At 72.8% G+C, this 14510-nt stretch carries 17 protein-coding genes; 8 read left to right on the plus strand and 9 right to left on the minus strand.

Annotation, left to right across the window (positions count from 1 at the left end; genetic code table 11):
* Positions 1-197: 197 nt before the first annotated feature.
* Entirely contained in the window at positions 198-953 is a 756-nt protein-coding gene (locus AB0B66_RS08970) for an alpha/beta hydrolase (RefSeq protein WP_360525261.1), read from the plus strand.
* Between the two features lie 107 nt (positions 954-1060).
* On the opposite strand, the gene AB0B66_RS08975 is transcribed toward AB0B66_RS08970, so the two are convergent.
* Complete coding sequence (locus AB0B66_RS08975; RefSeq protein WP_360525264.1) at positions 1061-1999, minus strand: SDR family NAD(P)-dependent oxidoreductase; 939 nt, start codon at positions 1997-1999, stop codon at positions 1061-1063.
* 162 nt (positions 2000-2161) lie between these two features.
* On the opposite strand from AB0B66_RS08975, the gene AB0B66_RS08980 reads away from it, so the two are divergent.
* From AB0B66_RS08980 to AB0B66_RS08995, 4 genes are all read left to right on the plus strand, one after another.
* Positions 2162-2719 carry a TetR/AcrR family transcriptional regulator gene (locus tag AB0B66_RS08980; RefSeq protein WP_360525267.1) on the plus strand — a complete coding sequence of 186 codons (558 nt, stop codon included), beginning with the start codon at positions 2162-2164 and terminating at the stop codon, positions 2717-2719.
* A 137-nt stretch (positions 2720-2856) separates the two neighbouring features.
* Positions 2857-3444, plus strand: coding sequence for an HD domain-containing protein (locus tag AB0B66_RS08985; protein ID WP_360525269.1), 588 nt, complete (start codon positions 2857-2859; stop codon positions 3442-3444).
* A gap of 74 nt (positions 3445-3518) precedes the next feature.
* Positions 3519-4457 carry an NAD(P)/FAD-dependent oxidoreductase gene (locus tag AB0B66_RS08990; RefSeq protein WP_360525272.1) on the plus strand — a complete coding sequence of 313 codons (939 nt, stop codon included), beginning with the start codon at positions 3519-3521 and terminating at the stop codon, positions 4455-4457.
* A gap of 307 nt (positions 4458-4764) precedes the next feature.
* A complete protein-coding gene (locus AB0B66_RS08995; RefSeq protein WP_360525275.1) occupies positions 4765-5730 on the plus strand; it encodes a sulfite exporter TauE/SafE family protein in 966 nt (321 codons plus the stop codon).
* A 49-nt stretch (positions 5731-5779) separates the two neighbouring features.
* On the opposite strand, the gene sigJ is transcribed toward AB0B66_RS08995, so the two are convergent.
* The 5 genes from sigJ to AB0B66_RS09020 all read right to left on the minus strand — a co-directional run bounded on the left by sigJ (position 5780) and on the right by AB0B66_RS09020 (position 10367).
* A complete protein-coding gene (gene sigJ / locus AB0B66_RS09000; protein WP_360525278.1) occupies positions 5780-6718 on the minus strand; it encodes an RNA polymerase sigma factor SigJ in 939 nt (312 codons plus the stop codon).
* Positions 6718-7155: a carboxymuconolactone decarboxylase family protein gene (locus tag AB0B66_RS09005; RefSeq protein ID WP_360525281.1), complete on the minus strand. Its 438-nt coding sequence runs from the start codon at positions 7153-7155 to the stop codon at positions 6718-6720. The genes sigJ and AB0B66_RS09005 overlap by 1 nt, the downstream gene beginning before the upstream one ends.
* Positions 7156-7311: 156 nt before the next feature.
* Positions 7312-7704 (minus strand): four-helix bundle copper-binding protein, encoded by a 393-nt coding sequence (locus AB0B66_RS09010; RefSeq protein WP_360525285.1) that lies wholly within the window; start codon positions 7702-7704, stop codon positions 7312-7314.
* Positions 7705-7998: 294 nt separating this feature from the next.
* Complete coding sequence (locus AB0B66_RS09015) at positions 7999-9672, minus strand: MDR family MFS transporter (protein ID WP_360525288.1); 1674 nt, start codon at positions 9670-9672, stop codon at positions 7999-8001.
* A gap of 77 nt (positions 9673-9749) precedes the next feature.
* Positions 9750-10367 carry a TetR family transcriptional regulator gene (locus AB0B66_RS09020; protein WP_360525291.1) on the minus strand — a complete coding sequence of 206 codons (618 nt, stop codon included), beginning with the start codon at positions 10365-10367 and terminating at the stop codon, positions 9750-9752.
* 252 nt (positions 10368-10619) lie between these two features.
* Here AB0B66_RS09020 and AB0B66_RS09025 point away from each other — a divergent pair, with 252 nt between their 5' ends.
* Complete coding sequence (locus AB0B66_RS09025; protein ID WP_360525294.1) at positions 10620-10826, plus strand: S1 RNA-binding domain-containing protein; 207 nt, start codon at positions 10620-10622, stop codon at positions 10824-10826.
* 39 nt (positions 10827-10865) lie between these two features.
* Here the strand turns inward: AB0B66_RS09025 and AB0B66_RS09030 are convergent, their stop codons facing one another.
* Both AB0B66_RS09030 and AB0B66_RS09035 read right to left on the minus strand, forming a co-directional pair.
* Positions 10866-11297: a CBS domain-containing protein gene (locus AB0B66_RS09030; RefSeq protein WP_360525297.1), complete on the minus strand. Its 432-nt coding sequence runs from the start codon at positions 11295-11297 to the stop codon at positions 10866-10868.
* A 21-nt stretch (positions 11298-11318) separates the two neighbouring features.
* Complete coding sequence (locus tag AB0B66_RS09035; RefSeq protein ID WP_360525300.1) at positions 11319-12206, minus strand: universal stress protein; 888 nt, start codon at positions 12204-12206, stop codon at positions 11319-11321.
* A gap of 141 nt (positions 12207-12347) precedes the next feature.
* On the opposite strand from AB0B66_RS09035, the gene AB0B66_RS09040 reads away from it, so the two are divergent.
* Entirely contained in the window at positions 12348-13310 is a 963-nt protein-coding gene (locus AB0B66_RS09040; RefSeq protein ID WP_360525303.1) for an alpha/beta hydrolase, read from the plus strand.
* Positions 13311-13603: 293 nt separating this feature from the next.
* Positions 13604-14077 (plus strand): hypothetical protein, encoded by a 474-nt coding sequence (locus AB0B66_RS09045; RefSeq protein ID WP_203698176.1) that lies wholly within the window; start codon positions 13604-13606, stop codon positions 14075-14077.
* A gap of 98 nt (positions 14078-14175) precedes the next feature.
* Here the strand turns inward: AB0B66_RS09045 and AB0B66_RS09050 are convergent, their stop codons facing one another.
* Positions 14176-14433: a hypothetical protein gene (locus tag AB0B66_RS09050; protein ID WP_360525306.1), complete on the minus strand. Its 258-nt coding sequence runs from the start codon at positions 14431-14433 to the stop codon at positions 14176-14178.
* Between the last annotated feature and the right edge of the window lie 77 nt (positions 14434-14510).

The raw sequence follows: 14510 nt of genomic DNA on the forward strand, positions 1-14510 counted from the left end.
TGGGGCTCCCTGGCGAGCCCCCCCAACGCAAACCCCCCCCGGCCCACCACGATCTCCGCCCCCCCCTGGAACCCCCCGGCGGAGGTGGGGCGGAGCCACGCCTCCGCCGCACGTCGGCCAAGCCTCGCGCGCGCTGCGCCACGGTCGCCGATCTTCCGGTGTATGGTCGGCCAGATCATCTTCTTGGGAGGTCCCCGGTGCGCACCGCTCACCTCGCCTGGGAGCGCCACGGCGGCGAGCCGGGTCTGCTGCTCCTGCACGGCTTCTCCGACTCGGGCGCGTGCTGGGACCCGGTGCTGCCGGCCCTGACCGCGCACGCCGGCGCGATCACCCTGGACGCGCGCGGCCACGGCTCTTCCGAGCTGCCCGACGAGCCCACCGGCACCGCCGCGAACGCCGCGGACGCGGCGCTGGTGCTCGACGCGCTGAAGCTGCCGCCGGTCGTCGTGATCGGGCACTCGATGGGCGCGCTCGCCGCCGCCGCCCTGGCCGCCGCCCGGCCGGACCTGGTCCGGGCGCTGGTGCTGGAGGACCCGCCCGGCCCGCACCACACGCTGGCCGCCGACGGCATGCCGTCCTGGCTGGCCGAGCTACAGGCCCTCGACCTCGACGCGCGGATCGCCAAGGGCCGCGCCGACAATCCGGGCTGGCCCGACGCCGAGTACGAGCCGTGGGCGGTCAGCAAGGGCCAGTTCGACGCACGCTGCTACGACCTGCCGTACGAGCCGGGTCCGTCGCTGCTGCAGTCGCTGGCCGGGGTGGCCTGCCCGACGCTGCTGCTCTACGGCGAGGTCGCCCGCGGCGGCCTGCTGTCGGAGTCCGATGCCGAGGACTGCGCGGACACCGCCGGCGGCGACTTCGACGCGCTGCGGGTCACGGGCGCCGGCCACAGCGTACGCCGGGACGCTCCCCAGGCTTTCACCACCGCGATCGCCGACTTCCTGGCCCAGTGACCCGCGCCCGGCCCGCGACCGGTGTCAGGCCAGGGCCGCGCTGAAGTCGATCTCGCCGCGCGTGGCGGCGACCGCGTCCCGGCGAGAGCGGGACGGACCGCCCTGGTTCACGCCGCCAGGGTCTGCTCGGTGACCTCCCACAGCCGCCGCGCCGCGGCCGGGTCCAGCGCGTACGCCGCCACACCGCGCCGGCTGCCCGCGACGGTCGGCTCGGCCTCGGCGCAGTCCTCGAAGTAGCGCCCGCCGACCCCGTCCAGCAGCGGCGAGGCCGCCAGCAGGACCGAGGTGGCCGCGCCCTGCTCGGTGGTCTTCCACTGGAAGTCGCCGCCGCCCATCTGCGCCCGCAGCCGGTTCAGCTCCTCCTCGGAGACATACCGCTGCAGGTTGGTCTGGATCGCGCCGGGCATCAGCGCGTTGACGGTGATGCCGTCGGCGGCCCAGCGGCGGGTCGCCTCGACGGCGAACAGCACATTCGCGGTCTTCGACTGCCCGTACGCCGCCCAGGGCTCGTACTCGCGCTCGGTGAAGTGGATGTCGTCGAACACCACGGGCGAGCGCAGGTGCGCCGAGGAGCTGACCGAGACCACCCGGGCGCCGCCGGCCGCGGCGAGCGCGCCGTGCAGGCCGCGGGCCAGGGCGAAGTGTCCGAGGTGGTTGGTGGCGAACTGCATCTCCCAGCCCTGCGGGGTGCGCATCAGCGGCGATGCCATGATCCCGGCGTTGTTGACGAGGATGTGCAGCGGGCCGTCCCAGCCCGCGGTGAACGCGGCGACGGAGTCCTGGTCGGCCAGGTCGAGCCGGGCGACGTGGATCTCCTTGTTGCCGGTGGTGGCGGTGATGTCGGCGGCGGTGCGCTCGCCGGCGGCGGTGTCGCGTACCGCCAAGGTCACCTCTGCGCCCGCCCCGGCCAGGGCGCGGGCGGTCTCCACGCCGATGCCGGAGGCGCCGCCGGTGACCACGGCCCGCCGGCCGGTGAGGTCGACGCCCCGCACAACCTCCGCCGCGGTGGAGGTGGCGGAGAACGGGGTGGTGATACGTGTGCTCATGATCTTTCCGTCCTGATCGACGATGCCGGGTCGGGCTCTCCGGTACAGTCAACAACCGGAGGACCCTCCGTTACCCGCTCCACGCTAACCGGAGCATCCTCCGTTTTGCAACACGAACGCCGATGCGCACAATGAGCTGCGTCACCACCGGAAGGAGGAGCCGTGAACCGACCCCTGCGCGCGGACGCGCAGCGCAACCGCGAGCGCCTCCTGGAGGTCGCCGCGCAGGCGTTCGCGCACGACGGGCCGCAGATCTCGCTGGACGCCGTCGCCAAGCAGGCGGGCGTCGGCATCGGCACCCTCTACCGGCACTTCCCCACCCGCGAGGCGCTGGTCGAGGCCGCCTACCGCAAGGAGCTGGCGCGCCTGTGCGACGCCGCCCCCGCCCTGCTGGAGACCATGCCACCGGACCGGGCCGTGCGCGCCTGGATGGACCTGTTCGTCGAGTACATGACCACCAAGCGGGGCATGGCCGACGCCCTGCGCGCCGTCATCGCCTCCGGCGGCAACCCCTTCGCCCAGAGCCGCGACCGCCTCATCGAAGCCGTCACCACACTCCTGACCGCGGCCGCCGACGCCGGCTCCGTGCGCACCGACGTCCGCCCCGAAGACGTCCTCGCCGGCCTCGGCGGCATCTCCCTGGCCACCCCCGACCCGGCCCAAGCCGACCAGGCAGCCCGCCTCCTCGACCTCCTCATGGACGGCCTCCGCCACCGGTGAAAGGAAGGGCACCTTCACATCGCCCTGCGTAGCGCAAGGGCACCTTGTTAACGGGCGCCACGGCCTGAGCTGCGGTGTCGCAGGTGCCGTCGGACGAGGGCCGGTCGGGCGCGGCTGCGCGCGCTAACGTCGGCCGGATGCGTGCCGCCGCGCTCCACCGCGCCCTGACCGAACCGACCGAACCCCACCTGCGCGCCCTGCCCGACGCCGTCGCCGCGCTGCTCACCGAACTCGACGCGCCGCCGCGTCTGGGCGCGCACCTGCGCGCGGTGCACGACGTCGCCGCCCGCCTGCTCGGCGCGCTCGCCGAGGTGTACTCCGGGCTGGCCGTCACCGTCGACGAGGTGCTGTTCGGCGCGGCCACGCACGACATCGGCAAGGTCACGTTCCCGTCCGAGCTGTCCGGACCAGGTTCCGCCCATGAGCCCGCGGGCTACGAGCTGCTGGTGGCGCACGGGGTCGAGCCGCGTCTGGCCCGGTTCGCCCGTGACCACGGGTCCGTGGCGTACGCCGGGCTCAGCACCGAGGACCTGCTGGTCGTGCTCGCCGACAAGGTCTGGAAGGGCAAACGCGTCACCGCGCTGGAGGACGAGATCACCACCCGGTTGTGCGCGGTGAGTGGCGAGCAGCCCTGGGCGGCGTTCCTGCGCTTGGACGACCTGCTGGAACGGCTGGCCCGCGACGCCGACTCCCGCCTGGCATTCCAGGCCCGCCACCCCATCTGACGACTTGCCGAAACGGCAACAGAAATTGCCGATCTGTGGGCGGCGCGCGCACGGTGGTCGCGGAGGTGGTCGAGATGACCTTTGAGGCGTACGACGTGGTGGTCGTCGGCGGCGGCGCCGCCGGATTGAACGGCGCACTGACCCTGGCGCGGGCGCGGCGCTCGGTGCTGGTGATCGACGGGGGCGAGCCGCGCAACGCCCCGGCCGCGGCGATGCACGCGTTCTTGTCCCGCGACGGGCTGCCGCCGGGCGAGCTGCTGAAGATCGGCCGGGAGGAGGTACGCGGCTACGGCGGCGAGATCGTCACCGGCCACGTGGTCTCCGCGGTACGCGAGGACGGTGGTTTCGCCGTGACCCTGGACGACGGACGGGTGATCCGGGCACGTCGGCTGCTCGTGGCCACCGGCGTGGTCGACGAGCTGCCGCCGGTCCCCGGACTGCGGGAACGTTGGGGCCGCGACGTGCTGCAGTGCCCGTACTGCCACGGCTGGGAGGTCCGCGACCAGGCCGTCGCGGTGCTCGCGACCGGCGCGCACGCCGCCCAGCAGGCGCTGCTCTACCGGCAGTGGACCCCGGACGTGACGCTGCTGCGCCACACCGGCCCGGAGCCGACCGAGACGGAGCTGACCCAGCTGGCCGCCCGGGGCGTGCGGCTGATCGGCGGTGAGGTGTCCGGGCTGGAGGTGACCGGCGACCGGCTCTCCGGGGCGCGGCTGGCCGACGGCACGGTCGTGCCGTGCGAGGCGCTGGTGGTGTCCGCGCGCATGACGCCGCGCGCCGCGGTGCTGGAGTCGCTCGGCGTCACGCTGACCGAGCACCCGTTCGGCGCGTACGTCGCCGCGGACCCGACCGGCCTGACCGAGGTGCCCGGCGTGTGGGTCGCGGGCAACGTGACCGACCTCGCCGCGCAGGTCATCCATGCTGCGGCCGGTGGTTCACGCGCGGGGGCCTTCATCAACTTCGACCTGGTCACCGAAGACACCGCCGCGGCCGTGGCCGCAGCCGCCGCCTGATCTCGCCGCGTCTGCGCAGGTAGCGCTCGTCGAGTGATGGGAAGGGCACCTTCCACAACGTATTCCGATGTGAAGGTGCCCTTCCTTCGCGAACGGCTTTTCGTCCAGGCGGCGGGTCGCACGAACGTCGGCCGGGGCAGGGCCCGACGGTCTCATTTCTGACGCCAAGGCGTCCCACGGTGCCGGATTCGGCGGCTCGGCAGAGCTGGTGAACTGCGAGTTAATGAAGACGGTGGCCAGGTTCGGGACATTTCGCCAACTGGGACGGCGACACGCGCCGGTGACGTCACGCCGATAGGGTCACCGCATGGATCTCTGGGTGGCGATCGCCGGGTTCGGCGTGGGTGTCGTCGTCGGGCTCACCGGCATGGGCGGCGGCGCGCTGATGACCCCGCTGCTGGTGCTCGTGTTCGGGGTGCCCCCGCTGAGTGCGGTGTCCAGCGATCTGGTCGCCGGCGCGATCATGAAGCCGTTCGGCGGCGCGGTCCACATGCGGCGCGGCACCGTGGACAAGCGCCTGGTGCTGTGGCTGTGCGCGGGCAGCATCCCGGCCGCGTTCGCCGGGGTGTTCGTCGCCAAGGCGGTCGACGGCGAGGGCATGTCCCAGGTCATCCAGTCGCTGCTGGGCGCGGCGCTGCTGGTGGCCGCCTCCGGCCTGGTCGTCAAGGCCTGGTTCGGGCTGCGCGACCAGGCGCGCGCGGCCGCCGACCCGTCGCTGCGGGAGGTCGTCGAGGGCGCCCTGGCGCGCGTTCGCGTACGCATAATTCCGACCGTGCTGGTCGGAGCAGTGGGTGGACTCGTCGTCGGGGTCACCTCGGTCGGCTCGGGCTCGCTGATCGTCATCGCGCTCATGGCGCTCTATCCGGCGCTGCGACCGCAGCAGCTCGTCGGCACCGACCTGGTGCAGGCGGTGCCGCTGGTCGGCGCGGCCGCCCTGGCACACCTGCTGTTCGGGGACTTCCAGCTGGCGCTGACCGTCGCCCTGGTCGTCGGGGCGGTGCCGGGGGTGCTGCTGGGAGCGGCGGTGTCCTCTCGCGCGCCGGGCGGCCTGATCCGCGCCGCGCTGACCGTCGTGCTGACCGCGAGCGGCCTGAAGCTGCTCGGCGCGAGCACGGTCACCGTCGGCGTCGTCACCGCCGTCCTGGTCGCGGTCATCCCCGCCGCGTGGGTGCTGGCCCGCCGCCACCACGGCCTGCCGCTGCGTACGAGCCCGGTCCCAGCCGCGCGCACGCCGACCGAACCAGCCCTGGCCGATCAGGTCCCCGCGACCTGACCGGGCGAAACGCGCCTAGGCTGTGCCGCCTCGCTGTCCGCCCGAGCGATCAGAGCCGCGCCCAGGCGGTGCGGGCCGCCGCCGGCGGGGTCCGGTCGTCGGCGAACAGGCCCACCGCGCGCAGCTTGTCGGGATTGGCCAGCAGCTGGATGCCGGCGAGCCGGCCGTGGTCGGTCTCCCAGCTCATCAGCGACCACCGCGTGCCCAGCCGCAGCAGCGCGGCCGGGCCGCCGTTGACCTCGACGAGCCACCACTCGACGTCGCCGGCCTTGGCGCTGACCCCGGCCAGGAACCGCGCCACCCGCGACGCGCCGACCACCGGGTTGACGGCGGCGCGGGCCTTGCCGCCCCCGTCGCTCCACAGCGTGACCTCCTCGGCCAGCATCGCCTGCAGGCCGGCCCGGTCGCCGGTGGCGGCGGCCGACAGGAACCGCTCGACGAGCGCCCGGTGACCGGCGTCGTTCACCGAGAAGCGCTGCCGGTCGTCGCCGATCCGCTCGACCGCGCGGCGGTGCAGCTGGCGGGCGTTGGTCTCGGTCAGCCCCAGGGTGTCCGCGATCTCCGCGTACGGCAGCTCGAACGTCTCCCGGAGCAGGTAGACCCCGCGTTCGGGCGGCGTGAGCCGTTCCAGCAGCCGCATCGCGGCCAGGGACAGCGTGTCGCGCTGCTGGGCGGTCTCGGCCGGGTCGCCGACCTGTGTGCCGACCGGGATCGGCTCGGGCAGCCAGGTGCCCGGGTAGGTCTCCCGCCGGTGGCGGGCCGAGCGCAGTTGGTCGAGGGCGAGCCGGGTGGTCACCGTGACCAGCCAGCCGCGCGGGTCCGCGATCGCCGCCCGGTCGGCCCCGTGCCAGCGCAGCCAGGCGTCCTGCAGCACGTCCTCGGCGTCCCACCAGCTGCCCAGCATCCGGTACGCGACTCCGAGCAGCACCGCCCGGTGCTGCTCGAAGACCGCCGCGTCCGCCGGACGCAGTTCGACATGTGCCGTCATCACACCTCCGGATGCAGCCGTGTGGTCACGCCGATGCGGTTCCACAGGTTGATGGTGCCGATGGCCAGGATCAGGTCGGCGACCTCCTTGTCGGTGAACGCCGCCCGCGCGGTGTCCCAGACCTCGTCGGAGACGCCGCGCTCACCCAGCTTGGTCACCGCGTCGGTGAGCCCCAGCGCGGCGCGCTCGCGGGCGTCGAAGCCCGGGAACTCCCACCACGCGCCGACGGCCAGCACCTCGCGGAGGTCGGCCCCCTGCTTGACCAGGTCCGTGCCGTGCAGGTCGATGCAGTACGCGCAGCCGTTCAGCAATGACGCGCGCAGCTTCACCAGGTCCAGCAGCCGGGCGTCCAGGCTCTTGGCCAGGTACTTCTCCAGGCCCAGCACCGCCCGGTAGCCCTCGGGTGCCAGTTCGCCCAGATTCATCCGCTGAGACATCAGTCGTACCCCTCCGTGGTCCATTGTCACGGCAACCGTCGGCCGCCGCCGCAGGAACGACACGACAGCCGGGTCCGGACGTGACAATTCGGGGCGCGGCTGCGACGCAGCACACATTCCGGGGACGGGGCCGCCCGACTGCCCGGTGGGTCGGCTTCAGGCGAGCGCCGGCTCCGCCAGCATCTGCCGGCAGGCGTCCCGGGCGGTCTCGCACGCGTCCGCGGCGATCGCGCAGTGCCGGTGCCGGTCGGCGTGGCTGCGGCTCTCCTGCGCGCAGACGTCGCACACGGTCGCGCACGCCTCGATCACGGTGCGGGCCAGTTCGGGGTGGTAGCCCCGGAACCGGTCGAGGATCTCGGCCGCGGTGGCGCACATGTCGGCGCAGTCCAGGTTAGTCCGGATGCAGATCACCAACTGCGCCACCTCGGGATCGCCCAGGCAGGCGTCGGCGCACGCGTTGCACGCCTCCGCGCACAGGTTGCACGCCCGTACGCAGGCCGCCCGCACGTCGTGGCGCAGGTCCTCTTCGTCGCGGTACATCGGCGTCATCGGCTGCATGGTTCGCCCCCGATCAAGAAGATCAATCGTACGCGCTGCGGTTCAGCCGCCCACCGGCGTCCAAGATCGTCCGACTTGCCCGGCACCTGTGCGTATCTTGAGCGCGCATTCGCCCAAGTGCCTGGCAAGTCGGACGACCTTGGTGCGTACCGCGCCCGCACCACCCGGCCGCGCGAGGCCTTGCGCGCCGCGAGGCGGCGGGCGTAAGGCGGGGGCGCGAGGCGGGTCGGAGGTACGGAAAGGGCGTCCGTGCCGGTGGCACGGACGCCCTTTGCCGGTGGAACGTCACTCCGCCCGGACGAGCCCGTCGGGGCGGTTCTCCGTTTTCGCCGTCCGTTCCGCATCGGCCTGGCCACCGAGGTCCTCGCCGCCGATGTCCGTGCCGTCGGCGGCCGCCGACTCCATGGCGAGCCGGTCCGCGCCGCTCAGCGTGCTCAGCGGCTTCTCCTTGATGAACAGCACCACGACGAACGCCAGCGCCGCGATCGGCGCGCCGACCAGGAACAGGTCCGCGGTGGCCAGGCCGTAGATCTCGGCGACGATCGCCTTGATCTCCGGCGGCAGCGAGGCAAGGTCGGGCACCTGGCTGGAGCTGCTGCCGGCCGGGGCGGGCCCGAACCGCTCCTCGCGCAGGTCGGAGATCCGGGCGGTCATCACCGCGCCGAGCGCGCTGACGCCGACCGCGCTGCCCATGCTGCGGAAGAAGGTGAGCACCGAGGTGGTGACGCCCAGGTCGTGGGCGGGCACGTCGTTCTGCGCGGCCAGCACCAGGTTCTGCATGAGCAGGCCGACGCCGATGCCGAGCACGGCCATGTACACCGACACCAGCGGCACGCTGGTGGTGTGGTCGATGGTGCCCAGCAGCAGCATGCCGGCCGTCATCACCACCGCGCCGACGACCAGGTAGATCTTCCACTTGCCGAACTTGGTGATCAGACCGCCCGCGACGGTCGACGAGACCAGCAGGCCGAAGATCATCGGCAGGCTCATCAGGCCGGCCACCGTCGGCGACTTGCCCAGCGAGATCTGGAAGTACTGCGACAGGAACACCGCGCCGCCCATCAGGGCCAGACCGACCAGCACGCTGGCGATCGTGGTCAGGGTGACGGTGCGGCTGCGGAAGATGCCGAGCGGGATGATCGGCTCCGCGGCCCGCGACTCGACCCACACGGCCAGCGCCAGCAGCACCAGGCCGCCGGTCACCAGCAGCGCGGTCCAGCCCGAGGCCCAGGCGAACTTGTTGCCGGCCAGCGTCGACCAGATCAGCAGCGTCGAGACGCCCGCGGTGATCAGGAACGCGCCCCAGTAGTCGATCTTCACCTTGCCGGGCGGGGTCGCCGGCAGGTGCAGGGTGCGCTGCAGCAGGTAGATGGCGAGCAGGGTGAACGGGACGCCGATGAAGAACGTCCAGCGCCAGCCCAGCCACGAGGTGTCCACCAGCACGCCGCCGATGAGCGGTCCGGCGATGGTGCCGATGCCGAACACCGCGCCGAAGATGCCCGAGTAGCGGCCCATCTCGCGGGGCGGGATCATCGCCGCCATCACGATCATGGCCAGAGCGGTCATGCCGCCCGCGCCGACACCCTGCACGACGCGGCTGACGAGCAGGATCTCGACGTTCGGGGTGAAGCCCGCGATGAGCGAGCCGACCACGAACAGGCCGAGCGAGAGCTGGATGAGCAGCTTCTTGCTGTACAGGTCGGCGGCCTTGCCCCAGAGCGGAACGGTGGCGGTCATCGCCAGCAGTTCGGTGGTGACGATCCAGGTGTAGACGGACTGGCTGCCGTCGAGGGCGGCGATGATGCGCGGCAGCGCGTTGGCCACGACCGTCCCCGCCAGGATGGACACGAACATGCCCAGCATCAGCCCGGACAGCGCCTGCATCACCTCGCGGCGGGTCATCGGGACCGTGTCGGGCTCGGGTCCGGCCGTCTGGGCCGGTATGTCGGTCGTGGTCATTCTCTTCCTCACGTGGTGCGGCAATCGGGTGAGGATCACCCGGGGGGGATCGGGGGCGCCGTCGGGCGCGGTACGGGTCAGTCCGGATCGGGCAGGCCGGCGGCCAGGGCCGTGAACGCCTCGTCGACCAGCGCGCCCAGGGACAGGCCGCCGGCCGCGGCCATCCAGCGGGTGGCGGCGACGCGGAAGGCGGCGCTGGTCGTGGCCACCACGAGCGCCGGGTAGCCGTGCCGCACGGGATCGACCCCGAGGTGCGCGGCGATCTGCTCGGTGGTGGCGCGCTCGGCCTCGGCGTTGCTGAGCACCAGCCGCGGCAGCAGTTGCGGGCTGCGCTGGATGATCTCCATGCGCAGGAACCAGTGGTCGCGATCGGCCTCCATGGCGGCGACGACCAGCAGCACGGCGCGGCGCACCGCGTCCAGCACGCTCATGGTGGGCAGCAGCACGGCCAGCCGGGCCCGCATCGCGTCGACCTCGACCAGGTGGTCGCCGAGCACGGCGTCCTCCTTGGAGGCGAAGTAGTTGAAGAAGGTGCGCGAGGACACCCCCGCCTCGGCACTGATGTCGTCCACGGTGACGTGGTCGAAGCCGCGCGCCGAGCACAGCCGCAGGGCGGCGCCGGTCAGCGCGGCGCGGGTCTGCTGCTTGCGGAGATCGCGCCGGCCGAGCGGGGCGTCCTGGTCGAGCGGAGTCACGGGCAGATCAAACCTCAAACTTGCAGTGGCTGCAAGTTTATTTGCGGCGTGTTCACCCGCCGGGGAAACCGGGCACCGCGGTTGCCAGGGGACCGAACCGCCGCTAAGGTCGGGCGCTGTGACTGCCGGGTCGGCCCAGTGCCGTGATCAGATGAGGCATCCGGCTGAGCCGTGATCGCCCGGCGGGCCCGTGGCCCGCCCTCCTTCGTCGTCGCCCGCCAAGCGGAGCCTGCCGAGGAAGGAGGTGATCGCATGTCCCGCTTCGAAGAACTCAACGCCGGTGACGTCCTGGTAGCCCAGGTCGTCAAGGTCGTTCCTTTCGGCGCTTTCGTCGAGATCGCCGATGACGCCCACGGTCTGCTGCACGGCCAGACCGAGCCGCAGGTCGGCGCGAGCGTCACGGTTCGCATCCTCGAGATCGACCGTGAACGCAGGCGCGCCAGCCTGACGCTGGCGTGATCACGGCGGGGAGGCGGCTGGAGCCGTCTCCCCGCTCGCTCACCTGGCGAGCAGCGCGACGAGGTCGCTGCCGGTCACCACCCCGACCGCCATGCCGCGGGTGTCGACCACCGCCACCGCGTCCACGCAGGCCGTACGCATCAGCCGCGCCGCGTCCACCACCGCCGCCTCGGCGGCCACCACCGCGGGCGTGCGGTCCAGCACCGACGAGATCCGCCGGTACGACAACGTGGCCGGCTCGGCGGCCCAGGCCGCGACGACCGCCCGGTCCGCGAGCACGCCCACGCACCGGCCACCCTCGTCGGTGACGACCAGGTGCCGCAGCCCTTCGCGGACCATCACCGCGAGCGCGTCGCCCAGCGTCGTCGACGTCCGCACGCAGTACGGCGGCGCGCTCATCACCTCGCTGATCTGCCGCCACGCCAGCCCCGCCGCCCGCTCCGGCCCGCTCCGCGTCACCCGCCTGTCCATGACCAGCTCCCGACCCGTCCCTCAGCCGCCCGCAGGCTCCTCGACCGGGGTATGCCGCACCACCAGCACCGGGCATGCCGCGTGGTGCAGCAACTGCTGGCTGACCGAACCCAGCAGGAGCCCCTTGAAACCGCCGCGCCCCCGGGCGCCGACCACCACCAGCTGCGCCTGCTCGCTCAGCCGCACCAGCTCCCGGCCGGTACGGCCGGGCACCACTTCCGTACGGACCCGGACATCGGGGCGCTGCTTGCGCATGGCCTCGATCGCCGTGTCGAGCTCCTGCTGCTCGGCCGACCGCGCGGCGAGCGGGTCGTAGAGCGCCGGGATCGAGTACGCCAGCGCGGTGGCGGCGTCGTGCCAGACCCGCACCGCCAGCAGCTCCGTGTCGCGCTGCTTGGCCTCGCCGAACGCCTGCCGGACGGCGGCCGCCGACCCCGGCGAGCCGTCGACCCCGAGCACGACCGGGCCGGCCCGCACCTCGCCCCGCACCACCAGCACCGGGGTGGCGCAGTGGGCCGTCACCTCCACCGCGACCGAGCCGAGCAGCAGTCCGGTGAACCCGCCCAGACCCCGGTCGCCGAGCACCAGCAGCTGCGCGGCGCGCGCGGCGGCCAGCAGCACGCCCGCGGGCCCGCCGGTGACCAGGTCGGCCGTCACCTCGACCCGGCCGTTCGCGGCCTTCGCGGCCGCCGTCGCCTCGGCGAGGACACGTTCGGCGTCGTGGCGCAGCCCGCCCTCCGGCACGGCCTCCGACGCCCCGACGTCGACATGCATGAGCGGCCAGATGAAGGCGTGCACGATGCGCAGGCCGCAGCCGCGCCACGTCGCCTCCCGGACGGCCTCGCGTACCGCCGCCAGCGCCGAAGCCGACCCGTCGACGCCGACCACGACCATCGACTGTTCAGTCATCGCGTCTCCCCCACCCCATTATCGACCCGCCCAAGCCGAAGCAGCTGCTCAGCCGCCCCGAACCCGGGCAGGGATTCCGCCGATGGGCAGCGGCCGGGGCGGGCGCGGCGGACATTGGAGGAGGATCAGCCGGGAGGCGGTGTGGGGCTCGACGAGGAGACGTTCGCGCAGACGGAGTACGCCGACGACGTGGTGGCGGCCAACGCTGCCATGGGTGCGATGGTCCGCGCGATGGGCTGGCCGCCCCAGAGCGTGCGGGCGTTTCGCGAACAGGCCCGCGAGCGGCTGGCCGAGGCTTCGCCGGGCGGCGTCCTGTCCCGATCCCCGCTTGCCCGCGAGATCACGGTCTCGACGCCGGGCGGTCCGATGGCGGCCCGGGTCTTCGACGCGCCCGCGCCGACCGGCCTCTACCTGCACATCCACGGCGGAGGTTGGACGGTGGGCGCGGCCGACGAGCAGGACTCCTACCTGGAGGAGCTGCTGCACGGCACGGGCCAGACCGTGGTCAGCCTCGACTATCCGCGCGCCCCCGAACGGCACTTCCCCGGCCTGCTGGACGACTGCGAGGCGGCTGCCCGGCACCTGCTCGACCACGCGGGGCGGGACTTCGGCGTCGCAGCGGCGACCATCGGCGGCGAGTCGTCGGGGGCCAACCTCTCGCTGGCGGTGGCCCTGCGGCTGCGCGACCGCCCGGCCGCGGTGACCCCGCGCGCCCTCAACCTGTGCTACGGCGTCTACGACCTCACCCTCACCCCAAGCGCCCGGAACTGGGACGACGCGCGCGGCGGCGTGCTCACCACGGCCCGCATGCGCTGGTACGCCGAGCAGTACGTGCCCGATCCCGCCGACCGCCTCGACCCGGCCGCCTCCCCGCTCTACGCAGATCTCACCGGGCTGCCACCGGCCCTGCTCACCGTCGGCACCGAGGACCCGCTGCTCGACGACACCCTGTTCCTGTACGCCCGCCTGCTCGCCGCCCGGTCACCGGTGGAGCTCCAAGTGGTTCCGGGCGCGGGGCACAGCTTCAACATGATGCCGCTGTCGGTCACCGGCCCGGCGAACGCCGCCGCGCACCGCTTCCTCGCGGAGGCGCTCGCCGCCTGACGGGCCCGCTGTCGTGAACCCGTCGGAGGATCTTCTCGCAGGTCGGCCGTTGCGGCAGCGGGAACAGGTCGGACAGCTCTCGCCGTGGACACACCTTGGTGGGATGATCGGCGCGCCGCTCGCACGGCCCTGTCCGCGACATGCCCCTCAGCACCACCGGACCGGCGCTTTGCGACCCTCGCAGCACCGTACGTCCACCTCGGCCGGATCCCGTCTGAACTGGACTTTGGCGGCCGCAGGGGCCCCGGGTCACGGGAGCGCCGGCGTGACGGAATCGGTGAGGGAGGAACGCTGTGACGCAGGCAGAAGCCGGCGCATTCAAGATTCTCAAGGGCCTGGGCATCGCGATCGTGATCGTGGTGTCCCTGGTGCTGATCGCGGTGTACTGGCAGCCCGTGCTGGACACCATCGTGGACATCTGGAACTACCTGATCGACCGCATCCCTTCGGACGGCGGCCAGCGCACCGCGGTGCTGATCTACATGATCGCGGCGGTGGTGATGGGCGTGCTGTTCTCGCAGGCCGGCCACTTCACCGCGTACGGCATCGCGATGGGCCTGGTGCCGCTGCTGTGGGTGCTGTTCTGGGAGGGCTTCCCGCCGCTGGGCCTGAACCCGGTGTGGACGTCCAACATGGGCGTGTCCCACATGAGCCCGAGCCAGGTCGCGCTGTGGGCGGTCGTCGCCGCGGTGCTCACCACGCTGGTCTTCGTGCCGCTGGAGTTCCGCGAGAAGTGGCAGCGCCGCCGGCGCTCCCGCCGGGGCTGAGAAAGCCGGGGCGGGTGGCGCCGGCATCGTCGGCGCCACCCGCCTGGCCCGGTCCGGCCCCCGAGGCTACGCGAGAGCCGGCTCGGTATTGCGGCACCTCACACGTAGGTCACCGTGTCGATGTAGAGGTACACGTCGTCACGGACCACGAGGTGGGGTGCGGTCACGGTCTCCTCCATGACACCGGAGTCGCCGCCGCAGATGACCACGGCCTTGTCCGAGGTGACGTCGGAGATGATCCCTGCCTGCCATTTCCGCTCGCGGTAGATCCAGACCCGGTCTCCGGACTGGTACGAGTCGGTGGCCGCGATCTCGGCGGAAGAGCGCCGGGCGGGGTTGATCCTGGGAGCTGGCATTCGTGCCTCACTGCGGCGAACGTTGCTCGCGGATGGGGGGTGGAGCCGGCCGGAACGGTGGAGTCCGCGCCGTCCGC

The organism is Catellatospora sp. NPDC049111 (genome assembly GCF_040648615.1).
GTDB lineage: Bacteria > Actinomycetota > Actinomycetes > Mycobacteriales > Micromonosporaceae > Catellatospora > Catellatospora aurea.